Below are 16,440 nucleotides of genomic sequence, written 5' to 3' on the forward strand. Positions count from 1 at the left end.
AGAACGGGGTGAACCCCCGTCACTATCTGATCGATGTGCTTGAGCGCATCCAGGATCATCCCGCCAATCGCCTCCAAGAACTGCTGCCCTATCACTGGGCACCGCTGGCCCAGAGTTGCGGGGAGCATGCCAGCCCCGACTGACGGCTGGCTATACGGGGGCTACCGGACGGATACAGTTCTCCGCCGCCCTGACGGGGCTGGTGGGGGAATCCCTGGACGTGCCGCCGGAGCGGGTCTATATCGAATTCGCCTCCCCCGCCCGGCATCTGTTCGGTTTCAAGGGGGGCACCTTCTGAGCCCCACCTGGCGGAAGATGGGGCCGCCTCAACGCACCCGTGGCAGGGCATCCCAGCGGGTGGTGTAGGCGGGGGAGAGATGGGCGCGGCGCATGGCCCAGGGCCGCTGCATGCCCTGGCCGGCCAGCCACACCCGGCCCCTGCCCTGCCCGTTGATGCGGTCCATCACCCGCATCAGTTCGTCGCTGCGGGCGGTATCCCCCGCCGGGGCGAAGAGATCGGACTGCCAGGTGCCGGGGGCGTGCAGATCGGCCAGCAACACCCCCGCCTTGGCATAGGCATGGCCTTCCTTCCAGATCCCGTCCAGCAGCTCCAGGGCCAGGCGGCTCAGCACCCGAATATCCCGGCTGGGCTCCGCCAGGGCCCCGGTGGCGGTGCGGGCATAGCGGGGTTCGTCCTCCCGGTACAGGGCGGTCTGGATGAACACGCTCACCTGCCGGGCCAGGCGGTCGTCCTGGCGCAGCTTCTCGGCGGCCCGGGCGACATAGGTGCTCACGGCCTCGCGCATGCGGCCCTTGCAGGTGATGCGCTCGCCAAAGGAGCGTGAGCACAGCACCTGCTGCCGGGCCTCGTCCCCGGGGTCAAGATCCAGGCAGGACTCCCCGCGCAGCTCCCGTACCGTGCGCTCCAGCACCACGGAGAAGCGCCGCCGGATCCAGCCCGGTTCCGCTCGGGCCAGTTGCCCGGCCGTGTCGATCCCTGCGGCCTGCAACCGCGCCCCCAGGCGCCGCCCCACCCCCCAGACCGCGGTCACCGGCATCCGCGCCAGGGCGGCCTCCCGCTGGCGGGGATCCTGCAGCAGCATCACCCCACCGGCGCCCGCATCCGCCTTGGCCAGGGCATTGGCCAGCTTGCTCAGGGTCTTGGTGGGGGCGATGCCCACGCAGGTGGGGATGCCGGTCCAGCGCCCCACCGTCTCCCGCAGCTCGCGCCCGAATCCCTCCAGATCCCGCCCCCCGAAGCCGGAGAGATCCAGGAACGCCTCGTCGATGGAATACACCTCCACCCGCGGCGCCAGCCCCTCCAGGATCTGCATCACCCGCGCGGACAGATCCGCGTACAGGGCATAGTTGGACGAGAATACCGCCACCCCGTGGCGCCGGATCAGGGACCGCACCTGGAACACGGGCACCCCCATGGGGATCCCCAGGGCCCGGGCCTCCGGCGAGCGGGCCACGACACAGCCATCGTTGTTGCTCAGCACCACCACCGGGCGATGGCGCAGGTCCGGACGGAACACCCGCTCGCAGGCGGCATAGAAGTGGTTGCAGTCCACCAGGGCGAACAGGCCGGACCGGCTCATGACGACCGCGCCAACTGCCGCACCACCCCCGTGACCACGCCGAAGACCTCGAACCCCGAGTCCTCGGTGATCTCGATGGGGGCATAGTTCGGGTTGCGCGGTACCAGCCGCGCCCGGGGGCGCAGCTCCAGCGCCTTGACCACCATCTCACCGTGGATGCTGGCGATGACGATATCGCCATGGCGGGCCTTCAGCGAGCGGTCCACCACCAGCACGTCCTCCGGCTGGATGCCGGCCCCGGCCATGGAATCCCCAGACACCCGCACGAAGAAGGTGGCCGCCGGCCGCCGGATGCACAACTCGTTGAGATCCAGGGTCTGTTCCACGTAATCCGCGGCCGGCGACGGGAACCCCGCCGACACCCGCTCCAGGAACAGGGGAATGCGCAACGCACGACCAGGACCCGCCCGGCCCAGCACGCAAGCGGACACAGACACCTCCTGCAAATACTGTTTATTTTTACAGTATAGCAGGAGAGGGATGCACATAAACCACGCCCGGCCCGCGGGACCGCGCCGGGGGAGATCCGTTGCCAGCGCCGCCCCTTCAGCCGGCGGCGTCGTCAGCAGATATCATCCCGCAGCATGAGTTCGTCGGCCATATCGGCCTGCAGGACGTCGTGGTCGTACTCGCTCAGATGCAGATACTCCAGGACCGGGCCGCCGACGGCGGGCCATTCGGTGTCTTCCTTCTGGTACTTCACCCGGCTCAGCACGTTGACGGCCACCTTGGCCAGGGCATACAGGGTCTTCTGCGCCTCGGATACGCGGGTGTCTTCGAGGAAGGATGGATCGTGGTGGCGCAGGATGAGCTGGGCCAAGGCATCCGGCAGGTGCCAGGACTGGGTCACATAGTAGCCGATGATGGCGTGATTGACGGGGTAGTGCCGTTCCTCCACGTCGGTGAAGACCTGCTGCGGGGCGTCGTTGGCCTCCATCAATACCTCCCGGTAATCGGGATAGCGGATGGCCATGATGGGGATGCCGCAATCCCGGAACAGGCCAAAGCTGTAGGCATCTTCCGAAGGGCAGGCCGAGCGCAGACCCAGGTGCTCCCTGAGCACGAGCATGACCTGGGCGGTCTGAGTGGCCGTGTCCCAGAACTTCTCCAGGGAGATGGACGACTTGCCCCGGATGGACTGGCGCAGTAACTGCCCCGCCACCAACTGGCTCACCACCCGGGTGCCGAGCAGATTCACGGCATTGTGGATGTCCGTGATCTGCCGCCCCAGGCCGAAGGCGGGGGCATTCACCGTCTTGAGCACACTGGCGGAGAGCCCCACATCCCTGGCGATGAGGTCGGCGAACTGCCCCAGGGAGGCATGGGGGGATTGATTCAATTGCTGAAGTTCCGAGAGCACAGCGGGGTGGGCGGGGATGCTGAATTCCCGGAAGGCCTGTTCTTGGTGCATGCATCACTCCATGTCCATGGGGGAATGTCCTGCAAAGCAGGACAGCGGTGGGGGCATCTCACCGAGCTGGGCCGGCACACATCGAACCAACGGACGCCAGGGACAGCAAAGCCCCGGGTGCACACTACACCGACATGGGGCCGATGCATCCCCGCTCAGCCCGTACCATACCAAACCCACCGACCTGCCAAGCGAGTCGAGTCATGAACTACTCACCTCAAAATCCACACTCATCGGTCCACTGCCTTGGTGCTTGAGATACCGCACCGGCCCGTAATAGGTGAATGGCGCGGCCTTCCCCTGCTCCAGCTTATGTTCCCGGATGAAGAGATGGATACCGATGCCCATCTCCTCATGATGGATGATCTCGCGGCCCCGCTTGCTCTGGGGCGTTGTCTGATTCTGGGTCTGCCAGTGGAAATGGCTGTCGTCCACCCAATGGTCCAGATAGCGATGATCGGCCACCCTGCCCTGCTTGTTCAGGGTCACCAGCAGCACATGGACCTTTTGCTCCCCAAGCACCACATGACCGCTGTTCCAGCTGCCCGGATTGAATTCCACGTTGAAAAGGCCGGGGATCTCTTCCCGGGCAAACCGCTCCCCCACCGCCATCCACAACGGATCCAGCACGCCCTTGAAGCGGGCAAAGGTGCGGAGCTGCCCCTGTAGCTCCGGCGTGACCACGATATCCTCGTAATCCGGATTGCTGGCCCGGAGCCGGTACTGACCACTGGGGTCCTTGAGCACCTTGCGCAGCAGGTACTGGTTGTCGCCCGCCCCGTCCTGACGCTCGATGGCCAGGATCTCGCCGGTGATCCGGCCCGCACTCTCGGCACTGGCCAGTTCCAGCAGCAGATAGTCGCCATCCTTCACCGGCTGCTTGCCGCCGTTCATGGAGTTTCCGGAGGCGCGGGCGATGAAGTGCCGACCGGGATCCAGACGACCGTAACCCTCCAGCGGCAGACTGCGGTATTCCTCACAGTCGGCGGTACCCGTCTTGAAGTGGCCACAGGCGATCTTAAGGTTGGAGAAATACGGCAGCGAGACCTGCTCCGGCCTGCGGCTGGACAAAGACGTGACCGTGGCGCCACCCAAACCCTGCCTGACCTCATAGGTGGCCAACCGGTAATCCACCACTTCCTGCACCAAGGCCGTCAGGGTGGAAATGCGGTCTGGAGAAACCGCTGTCGCACCGATGAAACGATCTCCCTCAAGGGTGAAAAAAGACCCTCCGGCCCAGGCCGCCACCGGATTCTTCCGCCAATAGCTCAGCCAGTCATCCGGCGGTTCGGCAAGCCCCTGATACGCCTCCGGCAGGTCCGCTAGCAGCGGGCGTCGGCGCTGCAACACCTGCCAGGAGCGCGTGGCCAGATCCGCCAGGGTGGGCGCCTCCCGCCAGCCATCCAGCTCCTGGAAGGCCTCCAGTAGGACCATCTTGTAACTCTTGGTCATGGCGGTGTTCTCCAGCTCCCGGAGCAGGTCCGCCTGCTGCTGGATCACCGCCTGCGTCTCGGCATCCAGCTCCGTTTCCAGAGCGGCAATCAGTCCGAACCAGTCACCATACTGCCGGCGCACCGCTTTCAGGCTGGCACCGGCGCGGTAGAACTCGGTCAGGGTCGGCCGACGGCCTAGGGTGTCGCGCAGGCTGTGGTACTGATCCTGAAGCTCGGTGCCGCCCGCACCCAACGACTTGAGAAAATCAATGAACCGCAGGTCGTAATTGACGTAGCAACCCTTGGGCAGATCCAGGGTCTGCTTCTCCAGGTCGCGGGCAAACCGGGCCAGTTGTTGATGGGTCATGGTCCGGTTCATCAGCGCCATGGGCTTGTGCAGAAAGCTCTGGTGATTGGCCACGAAATCCAGCACCACCAGTCTCTCCTTCGCCTCGGCCTTGCGCAGGCCCCGACCCAGTTGCTGCAGGAACAGGATGCGGGATTCGGTGGGACGCAGCATCATCACGGTGTCGATGGCCGGCAGGTCCACCCCCTCGTTGAACAGATCCACGCAGAACAACACCTGCAGATGGCCACTGGCCAGCTGCTCCAGGGCCTCACCCCGGGACAGCTGGGAATCGGCATAGACCGCCGCCGCCCTCACACCCTGCCCGGCAAATTGCTCTGCCATGTAATCGGCATGGCGCGTGGAGGCGCAAAAGGCCAAGGTCCGGTGCTGGGCCTGCGCCCGCCAGGTCTTCAGGGCATGTCGAGCGCGGGCCAGGGTGGCCAGCCGGTTGCCCAGCAGATCCGGGTCGAAACGGCCGTTGCGCCAGGGGATGCCTTGGTAGTCCACATCCTCATCAAAGACCCCGTAGTAGTGGAACGGCACCAGCAGATCCGCGTTCACCCCGGCAAACAGATCGCTCTCGAAGACCAGATTATCGTCACACAGCGACAGGATGCTGGCGTTGTCGGTGCGGTCGGGGGTGGCGGTGAGGCCCAGCAGGAAGGTGGGGGCAAAATGGTTCAGCAAACGGTGATAGGTGGGCGCGGCGGCGTGGTGGAATTCATCCACGACCATGTAATCGAAATGCCCCGCCCCGAAGCGCTCCAGGTGATCGACCCGGCCCAGGGTCTGGATCGAGGCGCAGAGGATATCCACTTGGGTGTCGCGCTGGCGGCCGTGATAGAAGCCGATCCGGACACTGGGGTGGATGCGGGCGAGGGTGGCGGCGGCCTGGTTGAGAATCTCTTCACGGTGGGCCACAAACAGGATCCGGCGGGCGCCCATCTGCTGCGTATCGAAGGCAGCAAGCCAGGTCTTGCCCAGGCCGGTGGCCATCACCACCAGCCCGCGCTGGTAGCCGTCCCGGCGTGTCTGCGCCAAAGCCTCCAGGGCCTGCGCCTGGAGATGGGTGGGCGTGGGCGGCGGCTCCGACTCGGTGCTGCCTGGCTCCCATGAACGATCCGGCGGGATGCGGCGGGCATCGTAGGCATCGATCCACTCATCCGACAGGGCCACCGTGGCCGGATCGTTGAACAGGGCCTGGAAATGCTCACGGGCCTCGAGAAATCCCTTGTCCCCCGGATAGTTGATCCGGTAGTTCCATTCCAACCCCTGCTGCAGTGCCTGACGGCTAATGTTGCTGGAGCCGATGAAGGCGCAGCCCCAGTGGGCATCGCCATCCTGCGAGCCGGCAAACAGGTAGGCCTTCAGGTGAAAGCTCCCTCCCTGGCTCTGGTAGACCCGCACCTGAGCGCCCCGCTCTTGCAGCAGCATGAGGGTGCGCAGGGCCTGGGGATCGGTGATGTCCAGATAGTCGCTGGTGAGGATGCGGATACGGACGGGTGTGCGGCCAGTGGCTTCGCGATCCAGCGCAGCCTGCAGATCGGGCAGCAGCAGGCGCAGGCCGGTGTGCTTGATGAAGGCCACCGCCATGTCGATGGCATCGGCCCGATGGATGCTGCTGCACAGATGGGGCAGGAAGGGATGGTCATCACCGCCAGTGATCAGCTTTTGGGTGGCCTTATGGAGCAGACAGTTCAGCCAGTGCTCTTCCCGATCCGGGCGCCGATCCTCGGTGAGCCAGCATTCCAACTCGGCCAGCCCGGTGAGATCCTGGGCCCAGGCGCGGATCTGCTCTTCGTTGGCATCGGTGAAGTGGCGGCCCTTACGGGTCCGCTCGCCCGTACCCAGTTTGAATCTGCAATAGAGGACACCGCCGGGTTTCAGGGCCTGCCAAAGCGCCTGGAAGTTGGCGGGCATGTGGGCGGCAGGCACATGCAGCAGGCTGGCGCAGGCCCAGATGCCATCGTACCGCTCAATCTCGTCCACCTCATCGAACCGGCGAACGGGCACCGGCTGGCCAAGCAGTTGTGAGGCATAATCCGCCAAGGCCTGGCTGGCATCGAATGCACTGACGCGATAACCCCGCCGCTGGAAGGCCAGGGCATCGCGCCCGGCACCGCAACCGGCATCCAGTACCCGCGCGCCGGCCGGCAGGTGGCTGAGAAAGCGCTGGTACAGGGGGTCCATATCCACGTGCAGGGTGTCGGCGATGAACTGGCCTGCGTGCTGGTTGTAGTGGTTGATGGTGCTGTTCACGTCCCTGATGCCCTGGGTTTAGCGAGCCGGTACATCTTATTGTCCCGTCTCATCCACCGTATCAAGACCCAGCGCGCTGCGCAGATAGGCCACCAGGTCGGCCTGCTTCCCGGGATCGTAGGGCTCCGGATCGCCGTATCCCCAGACAGGCCCCGGCCAGGCGGGATCACCCGCGTGGCGGCCCACCACATGCCAGTGCAACTGCGGCACCAGGTTGCCGAGTGTGGCCAGGTTCGTCTTTTCAACGCCAGGCAGGACTGCCAGCACACGGGCACACTCGGCAAGCACCCCGTCCATCACCATGCGCTGACCGGGGGCGAGTTCCCACCATTCGCGAAAGCAACCCATCGCCGGGATCACCAGTAGCCAGGGATAACGCGCGTCCCGAAACAGTCGCACCAGACAGCCATCCCGCGTTCCCACGGACACGCTGTCTGCCTCCAGACGTTCATCCAACTCGAACAAGGTCATTCCTCCTGTCTATCCATGCGCACCCGGGAGCTGTGTATCATTCTGCACCCTGGGCACACAGTACCATCCCAAGTAACCAGGCAGCGCCCGGTTGACCTTTAGCCCCTTCCGGATACCTGGCCATCAAGGGATGTCGGCGCGCCTTTGAGGTATCCTCCCGGGAGGATCCGGCAATGACTGCGGTCGAGTATTGGCGCCACCGCATCCCGTCCCCGGGCATCACCCCAGGCGAGACCAGCTTCCCCATGACCCATCACGACAACAGCTACAAGCTGCTCTTCTCCCATCCGCGTATGGTGCACGATCTGTTGACCGGCTTCGTCCGGGAAGCCTGGGTGGAGCAGCTCGATTTCACCAGCCTGGAGAAGGTCAGTGGCTCCTACGTGACCGATGAGCTGCGGGATCGCGAGGACGACGTCATATGGCGCATCCGCTGGGGGGAGGACTGGGTCTACGTCTATCTCCTGCTGGAGTTTCAAAGCAGCGTGGACCGGTTCATGGCGGTGCGCATCATGAGCTATGTGGGACTGCTCTACCAGGATCTGATCCGGCAGAAGGCGCTGACCCCCACAGGCAGGCTCCCGCCTGTCCTGCCGGTGGTGCTCTACAATGGGGAGGAACGCTGGCATGCGGCACCCAACGTCGCCGAACTGGTCGAACAGGTACCGGGAGGACTGGAGCACTACCGCCCTGCCCTTGGCTATCTCCTGCTGGACGAGGGTGCCATCGTCAACGACCCGGCCTGGTCGGAGCCGGCACGCAATGTGGTCGCCGCCCTGTTCCGGCTGGAGAACAACCGGGACGAGCAGGACATGCTCCATGCCCTAGGCAGGCTGGTGGACTGGCTCAAGGCCCCCGAACAGACCAGCCTGCGCCGGGCCTTCGTGGTCTGGATACGGCGCGTATGGCTCCCCCATCGGGCACCCGGCATGGAGCTGCCCGAGTTGAACGATCTACAGGAACTGCATGAGGTGCACACCATGTTGGCTGAACGCATCAAGAAATGGCCCGAACGCTGGCGCCAGGAGGGCCTTGAACAGGGCATTGAGCAGGGCCTTGAGCAGGGGCGGGAAGAAGGCACCCGCCGCATGCTCACCCGACTGATCGTCAAGAAGTACGGCGTGATCCCCACCTGGGCGCAGAACCGACTCGACCAGGCCGGTACCGAGCAGTTGGAAACCTGGGCCGAGGCCATCCTGGAGGCCGAGACGCTGGAAGCGTTGCTGAGCGGGACGCCCGGACACTGATTCCCATCATCAGTGATGGGATCGGCCATTTCGGTGCCGACGGAGAGGCTATAAGCCTTTGATCTTAGGGGAGATGGCGCGCCCGGCAGGATTCGAACCTGCGACCCCTGCCTTCGGAGGGCAGTACTCTATCCAGCTGAGCTACGGGCGCGTTACGAAGGAATTGTACCACACCCCAACCGGGCCGTGGACCAGGCCGGTGGGTCAAGGATGCGGGAGCATAGCCCAATAGACCCCGTTCGCCAAGCCCCCGGCCCCGGTCCTTCCCTGAACGGGGTCAACGCGCGTCGGGGCCGGGGCGCTCCCGCACAGGATCGAGCCGGTAGAGTCCGCCATCGGGCATGTCGGTCAGGAGGTAGAGGCGGCCATCCGGACCCTGGGCCACGTCGCGGATGCGTCCGATCTCGCCGCGGAGCAATGCCTCCTGGTGGACCACCCGGTTGTGCGCATTGAGTTCGATGCGCAGGATCTGCTGCTGGGCGAGGGCCCCCATAAAGAGGTGGTTGCGCCAGCGGGGGAAGGCTTCCCCCGTGTAGAACGTCATGCCCGAGAAGGCGGGGGAGGGGTCCCAGGACGCCACGGGGTCCGTGACACCGGGGGCCGAGGGCACACCGATGGGCCGCTGATCCGAATAGGTGTCGCCGAGGCTGACGTCGGGCCAGCCGTAGTGGTTGCCGGGCTCGATGAGATTGAGTTCGTCGCCGCCGTGGGGCCCGTGCTCGTGCTGCCAGATGGCGCCGGTCTCCGGGTGGATGGCCATGCCCTGGGCGTTGCGGTGGCCATAGCTGTAGACCTCCGGGCGGGCCCCCTCCTGCCCCACGAAGGGGTTGTCGTCCGGTATCGAGCCGTCCGGATGGAGGCGCACGGTGGTGCCCACCGAGGTGCTGGGCGTGGGGATATCCACCACCCTTTCCCGCCGCTGCCCCCGCTCCCCCAGGGTCACCAGCAGGGTGCCGTCTTCCAGGAACGCGATGCGGGAACCGAAGTGGTAGTTGGGCGCAAGGAATGGCGTCTGCCGGTAGAGCTCCTCCAGCTGGGTGAGCCTCGTGCCCTCCAGGCGCGCGCGGGCGAGCACGGTACCCCCCTTGCCGTCCTCCCGCAGGGTGTAGGTGAGGTAGATCCAGCCCGTCTTTGCGTAGTCCGGCGCCACCGCCACGTCCAGGAGACCGCCCTGATTCTCGGCCCAGACCTGGGGCACCTGGGAAACTGCGGTGGCCTTGCGGCCATCCACCAGGTAGAGGCTACCGCCGCGCTCGGTGATGAGCATGCGGCCATCCGGCAGCCAGTCCACGGCCCAGGGGTGCCGCAGGCCGTCCACCACCCGTACCACGTGAAACGTCGCCAACTCGGACTCCACCCGCGCCCGGACGATCTCCCCCTCCGGAAAGACCCCGTCCGGAGCGGAATGCGCAAGGGACGCAAGGCACAGGAGCGGTAACGACCACAGGAAAAGGCGTGCCATGGACATGATGTGCACCATCCATTGATTCCGATCTCAACCTATCGGCGGGGCGTTTTGGGCGATGGATGGGGCCTTCGGGGCTGAACTCCAACGCCGCGCTGCCGACCAATCAGTACTGGGACTGCCTGCAAGCGGTCCCTGCCCATCCATCCGTCCAGACAGGTGTTTCCATGGATTCCAGCCCCATCGCCGCCCTTTCCACCCAGCTCGTACAACAGCAGACCGCCCAGTCGGCGCAGATATCCGTGGCCAAGAAGGCCATGGACAGCCAGGCCCAGACGGCTGCGGGTCTGATCGAGGGCATGAACAAGACCGCCGCCGCCCTGCCCGATCACCTGGGCAACACCATCAACACCACCGCCTGAGGCCATCCCGGCCCGGAAGAGGGCCCGGCCCCGACGCCCGCAGCTGATGCACGGGTCGGGGCCGGCTCATGCCCCTTCCTCCAATTCCAGCACCGTATAGCGCCAGAAGGCCAAGTCCCCGAACCCGTGGTGCGGGGACAGGCCCGCCTTGCGCCCCAGGGCCGCGACAAAATCCGCCGGATCCGGCAGGTCCTGCCACACCGCGGGCAGGAAGGTGGCCCGCAGCGCCCCGCAGGAGAGGATCAACCCGTCCACACCGGGGCGCAGGGTGCGCAGCAATTCCGACTCATCCTCCACCTCCAGGGGCTGCGCCGGTCCCAGCAGCGAGAGGACGATGCGCACCGCCGTCGCCTCCTCCCGCTCCAGGGGCGGGAAGCGGGGATCCCGGAAGGCGGCGGCCCAGGCGTTGTGGGCCACGTCCCGGGCCAGGGGCCGGTGGGCCTCCAGGGTGCCGATGCAGCCCCGCAGTTGCTCCTCCTTCTTCAGGGTGACGAAGGTGGCCGCCGGCCGGGTCAGGGGTTCAGGCAGGCGTTCCTCCTCCACCGGCGGCGGGGCCGGCGGGTGCTCCAGGGCGCCCCGCGCCAGATCGAACAGCAGCCGGCGTTCCGCTTCCCGCAACTCAATGGAATGCATAGGCACCGTACCCCACCACGGGCTCCCGCGGACCGGCGGTATCCCCGGAACTGCGCTGATCCAGCACCCGGGCCTCGAGACCGTGGCGGCGGGCGCTGAGCAGCAACCCCTGCACGGGCACATGGCCGCAGGCCTGGCCGGGCTGGATGGCCTCGGGGCGCAGGGCGGCGATGGCCTCGGAGGTGCGGGTGTCCACCTCCCGGGCGGTGGCGTAGTCCAGGTAATGGCTCAGGTCGGAACTCACCACCACCAGGGTGTCCTCGCCCCCCCATACGGTCTCCAGGGCCCGGGACATCTCCTCGCCGCTGGCGCTGCCCACCAGCAAGGGCACCACGGTGAAATCCTCCAGCAGACACTGCAGGAAGGGCAGCTGCACCTCCAGGCTGTGCTCACTCTCGTGGGGATCATCGAAACGGAATACCGTAGGCAGGCGCACCACCCGCTCCACGGTCTCCTGGTCCACCGGCACAGCCCCCAGGGGGGTCTCGAAGGCCTCGGCGGTGGGGGCGGCGATGCCGTAGAAGCCCACCCGGTGGGCCGGCCCCACCAGCACCACTCGGCGGATGGCGGCGAGTCGCTCTTGCGGAAGGGCGTTGTAGGCGCTGCCCGCCACCGGCCCGGAGTAGATATAGCCCGCGTGGGGGGCGATGAGGGCCTTGGGGGGTGCCGGCAGCGCGGCGCGCCCGCGGGATTCTTCCAGATAGCCCCGCACCGTGGAGGCCAGGGCCTCGGGTCGGGCGGGATAGAACTGCCCCGCAACGGCGGGGGGACGAACGCTTGCCACGATCATCTCATCCTCCTGAGGCCTTGTATCGCCGGCTCACACTGCCGGCGCGTAACAGGATCGGGAACCTTTCCCCTTGGGACCGTATCGGATGCGGATGGATCCCTGGACCCGGGCCCCGGAAGGCCCGGCCCCGGCAGACCGTACGGGGTCATCAGGAAGAAGTGTAATACCCGACTGATCTACTTGGTTTGACGCAGGTCTCACCCCGAACCGAAAGGGGATGCTAGAAGAGCATCATGCAGATCGACGCCGACACCCCCATGGTCCCCACCCGCCACTGGCACCGCCTGGCGGACGGGCGCCTGCAATGCGATGTCTGCCCCCGGGAGTGCAAGCTACAGGAGGGGCAGCGGGGGCTGTGTTTCGTCCGGGGCCGCTATGGCGATCAGGTGGTGCTCACCAGTTATGGCCGCGCCTCCGGCTTCGCGGTGGACCCCATCGAGAAGAAGCCCCTCTACCACTACCTGCCCGGCAGCCGGATCCTGTCCTTCGGCACCGCCGGCTGTAACCTCAGCTGCCGCTTCTGCCAGAACTGGGACATGAGCCGTTCCCGGGAGATGGACCGCCTGCAGGCCCGGGCCACCCCGGAGGAACTGGCGCAGATGGCCCGGCAACACGGCTGCCGCAGCGTGGCCTACACCTACAACGATCCGGTGATCTTCCTGGAATACGCCACCGACACCGCCCGCGCCTGCCACGAGGCGGGGATCCGCAGCGTGGCGGTCACCGCCGGCTACATCAACCCCGGGGCACGGGAGGACTTCTTCGCCCCCATGGACGCCGCCAACGTGGACCTGAAGTCCTTCGACGAGGCCTTCTACTGGAAGCTCTGCGGCGGCCATCTGGAACCGGTGCTGGAGACCCTGCGCTACCTGCGGCGGCATACCGGCATCTGGCTGGAGCTGACCACGCTGCTGATCCCGGGCCAGAACGACGACCCGGCAGAACTGGATGCCATGACCCGCTGGGTGGTGGAGACCCTGGGGCCGGACGTGCCCATGCACTTCACCGCCTTCCACCCGGACTGGCGCATGACCGACCTGCCGCCCACACCGCCGGAAACCCTGCGCCACGCCCGGCGCATCGCCCGGGACAACGGCGTGCACCACGCCTACACCGGCAACGTGCGCGATCCCGAGGGCAGCACCACCTGGTGCCCTGCCTGCGGTGCCCCCCTGATCCGGCGCGACGGCTACCGCATCCTGGAGATGCGCCTGAAACCGGGAGGGCACTGCCCCGACTGCGGCAGCGTCTGCGCCGGCGTCTTCTGAAGGCCCCCTGAAGGCTCAGCCGCCCCCGCCCAGGGGGCGGTCGCCATAGCGGACCCGGTACCAGGCCAGCCCCAGGTATTCGTGCAGGGCGAAGCGGGTGCGCTCCATGGCCTGCGCCTGGGGGATCAGGCCGCGCCAGTCGAAGCCGGATTCCTCCTGCGGACGGCTGCAATAGACGGGCATGGCCCGGATCTGCAGCGGCGTGCGCCGAAAGCACCAGCGGGCCCGGGGCACATGCAGGGCGTGGGTCACCAGGATGGCCTCCCCGATGCCCTCGGCGGCCAGGAGGCGCGCCGTGTAAAAGGCGTTCTCGCAGGTGTTGCGGCTCTCCTCCTCCCGCCAGCGCACCGGCACGCCGAATTCCGCCTCCAGCACATCGGCCATGAGCGCCGCCTCGCTGCGGGGCTCATCCCCCTCCACGCGCCCGCCGCTCACCAAAAGGGGCAGCCCCGTACGCCGCTGCAGCACCGCCCCGTAGCGGGCCCGTGCCAGGGAATAGCGGTTCACCGTATCGCCGCCGTACTCCGGGGCATCGCTGCGCCGCCCCCCGGCCAGGACGACGATGGCCTCCGCCTGGGGGGCCTTGGCCACCGCCCCGGCCCGTTGTTGCAGGCCCCCCACCAGGGCATGGGAGACCATGGGCAGGGAGGCCAGATACAGGCTCCCCAGCCCCAGCAGCACCAGGAGGCGCCCCGCGCCGCGGCGCCACAGGGCGAGCCCCAGCAGGGTCAGGATCAGGCCGCTGGCGGGGGGCATCAGCAGGAGTTCGAGGGTGTGCATGCGGATTTCCTTGCCCTTGGGTCCGTGCCGTCCAGGCCCACCTTCCCCTAGAATGGCGGCGGGAGGTGCCCCGGCATGAAGAGCCTGCGACAACGGCTGGCGGAACACGGGTTCGTGGCCAACGAGGAGTATGACCATGCGGTGCGCTGTCTGCTCGGTGCCCGGCACGATCACCTGCGCTGTCTCAATGTGGAGGGCACCCAGGGGGGACGCCGCACCGCCTTCGCCCATGCCCTGGGCCAGGCCCTGGGGTATGCCCACATCCTCTACCACGAGTTCACCCCGCCGCCGCCCGAAGAACCCGTACGCCTGGTCCCTGCGCAGGAGGCGGAAGAGGCCGTGGGGGAGCCGCCGGTGGCCCCCCTGGACCGGGTGATGGCCGAGGCCTGTGCCCTCAGCGAGGGGGATCCCACCCTGCTCATCCTGGACGCCCTGCACCGGGCCCCCTTTCGCGAGCACCTGCGCCTGGCGGAATTTTTGGGCAACGGCCTGTGGCGTTACGGCGAGATCAGCCTCAAGGCCCACCGGCGCCACCTGATGGTCTGCCTCCTCAGCGACGACCCCCTCTACCACACCCTGGGACGGCGATGCTTTCGCATCTGGGTGGACCCGGACCCGGCGCAGGCCGTGCGTCCCGCGCCGGCGGACCTGGATCTGCCCGAGACCGCCGCCCCCATGCTGGAGGCCCTGGCGTCCCTCTTCAGCGAACTGAAGGTGAACCCCACCCTGGAGGAGTACCGCCGTCTGCTGGACGACCTGCAACGCAACGTGCACTCCCTGGAGGACCTGCGCCTGTCCATCTACGGCTGGGTGGAGGGGGTGGACCGGGAGCACCTGATGTCGGCCCCCATGCGCCGTTTCCTGGAAGGGAAGCTCCCCGACCTGGGGATCCCGCCGGCGCAGCCGCCCCCGGGGGATCGCTGACGCATGCGGCCGAATTCCGCTATCATGAACCCCTTGCAACATCCCTTGCCGCGGCACGGACGGGCCGCGAGACCGTCTTCGTCCTGAACGGTGGCGGAACGGATTCCCACCGCCCGCCCCACCCCGCGCCGCTTCGGGGGACGGGACTTCCCGTGGAGGAACCGATGAAATTCGAGACCCTGGCCGTGCATGCGGGCTTTCGCCCGGACCCCACCACCAAGGCCGTGGCGGTACCCATCTACCAGACCACCTCCTACGCCTTCGACGACACCCAGCACGGGGCCGACCTGTTCGACCTGAAGGTCGAGGGCAACATCTACACCCGCATCATGAACCCCACCACCGACGCCCTGGAAAAGCGGGTGGCGGCCCTGGAGGGAGGGGTGGGGGCCCTGGCCCTGGCCTCGGGCATGTCGGCGGTCACCTACGCCATCATGACCCTGGCGGACGCGGGTCACAATATCGTCACCACCAGCACCCTCTATGGCGGCACCTACAACCTCTTCGCCCACACCCTGCCCCGCTACGGCATCCAGGTGCGTTTCGCCCCGCCGGGGGACCTGGACGCCATGCGCGCCCTCATGGATGAGCACACCCGCGCCGTCTTCTGCGAGACCATCGGCAACCCGGCGGGCAACGTGGCGGACATCCAGGCCCTGGCGGACCTGGCCCATGCCCACGGCGTGCCCCTGATCGCCGATAACACCGTGCCCACGCCCTACCTGTGCCGCCCCTTCGAATTCGGCGCCGACATCGTGGTGCACGCCCTTACCAAGTACATGGGGGGCCACGGCACCACCATGGCCGGCGCCATCGTGGACTCCGGCCGCTTCCCCTGGGACGAGTACAAGGACAAGTTCCCCCAGATGTGCGAACCGGACCCCTCCTACCACGGTGTGGTCTACACCGAGGCCTTCGGGGAGGCCGCCTATATCGGCCGCGCCCGGGTGGTGCCGCTGCGCAACATGGGGGCCGCCCTGTCGCCGTTCAACAGCTTCCTCATCCTGCAGGGCATCGAGAGCCTGCCGGTGCGCATGGACCGCCACTGCGACAACGCCCTGGCGGTGGCCCGCTTCCTGCGCGACCATCCCAGGGTGAACTGGGTGCACTTCTCCGGCCTCGAGGACCATCCCGAGCATGCCCTGGCGCAGAAATACATGGGCGGACGGCCCGCCAGCATCCTCTCCTTCGGCATCCAGGGGGGCCGCGAGGCGGGGGCCCGCTTCATCGACGCCCTGCAGCTGACGGTACGCCTGGTGAACATCGGCGACGCCAAGACCCTGGCCTGCCACCCGGCCACCACCACCCACCGCCAGCTCTCCGCCGAGGAGCTGGAGCGGGCCGGTGTGGGGGAGGACATGGTGCGCCTCTCCATCGGCCTCGAGCACGTGGACGACATCCTGGAGGACCTGGACCAGGCCCTGCAGGCGGCGGCCTGAAGACGCCC

General features: G+C 67.1%; 16 protein-coding genes and 1 tRNA gene. 7 read left to right on the forward strand and 10 right to left on the reverse strand.

From position 1 onward, the window contains the following. On the forward strand, window positions 1-143 hold a 143-nt coding region (locus BM214_RS09860), incomplete at its 5' end, for a transposase domain-containing protein (RefSeq protein WP_143096381.1). Next, a complete protein-coding gene (locus BM214_RS13030; protein ID WP_090486429.1) occupies window positions 116-298 on the forward strand; it encodes a phenylpyruvate tautomerase MIF-related protein in 183 nt (60 codons plus the stop codon). The genes BM214_RS09860 and BM214_RS13030, both read left to right, overlap by 28 nt. A 28-nt stretch (window positions 299-326) precedes the next feature. On the opposite strand, the gene umuC is transcribed toward BM214_RS13030, so the two are convergent. The 5 genes from umuC to BM214_RS09890 form a co-directional block, all read right to left on the reverse strand. Then, entirely contained in the window at window positions 327-1,601 is a 1,275-nt protein-coding gene (gene umuC, locus BM214_RS09870) for a translesion error-prone DNA polymerase V subunit UmuC (RefSeq protein WP_090486432.1), read from the reverse strand. After that, window positions 1,598-2,032 (reverse strand): translesion error-prone DNA polymerase V autoproteolytic subunit, encoded by a 435-nt coding sequence (gene umuD, locus BM214_RS09875; RefSeq protein ID WP_244887942.1) that lies wholly within the window; start codon window positions 2,030-2,032, stop codon window positions 1,598-1,600. The genes umuC and umuD overlap by 4 nt, the downstream gene beginning before the upstream one ends. Window positions 2,033-2,163: 131 nt before the next feature. Next, a complete protein-coding gene (locus BM214_RS09880; protein WP_090486440.1) occupies window positions 2,164-3,012 on the reverse strand; it encodes an HDOD domain-containing protein in 849 nt (282 codons plus the stop codon). Between the two features lie 201 nt (window positions 3,013-3,213). Further along, complete coding sequence (locus BM214_RS09885) at window positions 3,214-7,053, reverse strand: DUF3427 domain-containing protein (RefSeq protein WP_090486443.1); 3,840 nt, start codon at window positions 7,051-7,053, stop codon at window positions 3,214-3,216. A gap of 36 nt (window positions 7,054-7,089) precedes the next feature. Further along, complete coding sequence (locus tag BM214_RS09890) at window positions 7,090-7,518, reverse strand: HIT family protein (protein ID WP_218149053.1); 429 nt, start codon at window positions 7,516-7,518, stop codon at window positions 7,090-7,092. A 251-nt stretch (window positions 7,519-7,769) separates the two neighbouring features. On the opposite strand from BM214_RS09890, the gene BM214_RS09895 reads away from it, so the two are divergent. Continuing rightward, complete coding sequence (locus BM214_RS09895) at window positions 7,770-8,771, forward strand: Rpn family recombination-promoting nuclease/putative transposase (RefSeq protein ID WP_090486586.1); 1,002 nt, start codon at window positions 7,770-7,772, stop codon at window positions 8,769-8,771. A 74-nt stretch (window positions 8,772-8,845) separates the two neighbouring features. Here the strand turns inward: BM214_RS09895 and BM214_RS09900 are convergent. Both BM214_RS09900 and BM214_RS09905 read right to left on the reverse strand, forming a co-directional pair. Then, window positions 8,846-8,922, reverse strand: a tRNA-Arg gene (locus tag BM214_RS09900). Between the two features lie 126 nt (window positions 8,923-9,048). After that, on the reverse strand, window positions 9,049-10,239 hold the full coding sequence (locus BM214_RS09905; protein ID WP_218149054.1) for a PQQ-dependent sugar dehydrogenase: 1,191 nt from the start codon (window positions 10,237-10,239) through the stop codon (window positions 9,049-9,051). A gap of 164 nt (window positions 10,240-10,403) precedes the next feature. On the opposite strand from BM214_RS09905, the gene BM214_RS09910 reads away from it, so the two are divergent. Then, on the forward strand, window positions 10,404-10,598 hold the full coding sequence (locus BM214_RS09910) for a YjfB family protein (RefSeq protein ID WP_090486452.1): 195 nt from the start codon (window positions 10,404-10,406) through the stop codon (window positions 10,596-10,598). Between the two features lie 66 nt (window positions 10,599-10,664). Here BM214_RS09910 and amrA read toward each other — a convergent pair whose 3' ends face one another. Both amrA and amrB read right to left on the reverse strand, forming a co-directional pair. After that, window positions 10,665-11,231 (reverse strand): AmmeMemoRadiSam system protein A, encoded by a 567-nt coding sequence (gene amrA / locus BM214_RS09915; protein WP_090486456.1) that lies wholly within the window; start codon window positions 11,229-11,231, stop codon window positions 10,665-10,667. Next, complete coding sequence (gene amrB / locus BM214_RS09920) at window positions 11,218-12,021, reverse strand: AmmeMemoRadiSam system protein B (protein WP_342351311.1); 804 nt, start codon at window positions 12,019-12,021, stop codon at window positions 11,218-11,220. The genes amrA and amrB overlap by 14 nt, the downstream gene beginning before the upstream one ends. Before the next feature lie 233 nt (window positions 12,022-12,254). Between amrB and amrS the strand changes: the two genes are divergently transcribed. Further along, a complete protein-coding gene (amrS, locus tag BM214_RS09925) occupies window positions 12,255-13,289 on the forward strand; it encodes an AmmeMemoRadiSam system radical SAM enzyme (RefSeq protein ID WP_090486460.1) in 1,035 nt (344 codons plus the stop codon). A 15-nt stretch (window positions 13,290-13,304) separates the two neighbouring features. Here the strand turns inward: amrS and BM214_RS09930 are convergent, their stop codons facing one another. Beyond that, the gene (locus tag BM214_RS09930; protein WP_090486463.1) at window positions 13,305-14,069 is read right to left on the reverse strand and encodes a YdcF family protein; all 765 of its coding nucleotides are present in this window, start codon (window positions 14,067-14,069) and stop codon (window positions 13,305-13,307) included. A gap of 75 nt (window positions 14,070-14,144) precedes the next feature. Between BM214_RS09930 and BM214_RS13035 the strand changes: the two genes are divergently transcribed. Then, window positions 14,145-14,993, forward strand: coding sequence for a hypothetical protein (locus BM214_RS13035; RefSeq protein ID WP_090486466.1), 849 nt, complete (start codon window positions 14,145-14,147; stop codon window positions 14,991-14,993). A gap of 164 nt (window positions 14,994-15,157) precedes the next feature. After that, window positions 15,158-16,432 carry a bifunctional O-acetylhomoserine aminocarboxypropyltransferase/cysteine synthase gene (locus tag BM214_RS09940; RefSeq protein ID WP_090486469.1) on the forward strand — a complete coding sequence of 425 codons (1,275 nt, stop codon included), beginning with the start codon at window positions 15,158-15,160 and terminating at the stop codon, window positions 16,430-16,432. The last annotated feature ends 8 nt before the right edge of the window (window positions 16,433-16,440 follow it).

The organism is Ectothiorhodospira mobilis (assembly GCF_900114895.1).
Lineage (GTDB): Bacteria > Pseudomonadota > Gammaproteobacteria > Ectothiorhodospirales > Ectothiorhodospiraceae > Ectothiorhodospira > Ectothiorhodospira mobilis_A.

Excerpts from the sequence above, each read along its gene's own strand:
- BM214_RS09895 (WP_090486586.1), top strand. The coding sequence starts at position 7,770 with ATGACCCATCACGACAACAGCTACAAGCTGCTCTTCTCCCATCCGCGT.
- BM214_RS09910 (WP_090486452.1), top strand. The coding sequence starts at position 10,404 with ATGGATTCCAGCCCCATCGCCGCCCTTTCCACCCAGCTCGTACAACAG.
- BM214_RS09930 (WP_090486463.1), bottom strand. The coding sequence starts at position 14,069 with ATGCACACCCTCGAACTCCTGCTGATGCCCCCCGCCAGCGGCCTGATC.
- umuC (WP_090486432.1), bottom strand. The coding sequence starts at position 1,601 with ATGAGCCGGTCCGGCCTGTTCGCCCTGGTGGACTGCAACCACTTCTAT.
- amrS (WP_090486460.1), top strand. The coding sequence starts at position 12,255 with ATGCAGATCGACGCCGACACCCCCATGGTCCCCACCCGCCACTGGCAC.
- amrA (WP_090486456.1), bottom strand. The coding sequence starts at position 11,231 with ATGCATTCCATTGAGTTGCGGGAAGCGGAACGCCGGCTGCTGTTCGAT.
- amrB (WP_342351311.1), bottom strand. The coding sequence starts at position 12,021 with ATGATCGTGGCAAGCGTTCGTCCCCCCGCCGTTGCGGGGCAGTTCTAT.
- BM214_RS13035 (WP_090486466.1), top strand. The coding sequence starts at position 14,145 with ATGAAGAGCCTGCGACAACGGCTGGCGGAACACGGGTTCGTGGCCAAC.
- BM214_RS09880 (WP_090486440.1), bottom strand. The coding sequence starts at position 3,012 with ATGCACCAAGAACAGGCCTTCCGGGAATTCAGCATCCCCGCCCACCCC.
- BM214_RS09940 (WP_090486469.1), top strand. The coding sequence starts at position 15,158 with ATGAAATTCGAGACCCTGGCCGTGCATGCGGGCTTTCGCCCGGACCCC.
- BM214_RS09905 (WP_218149054.1), bottom strand. The coding sequence starts at position 10,239 with ATGTCCATGGCACGCCTTTTCCTGTGGTCGTTACCGCTCCTGTGCCTT.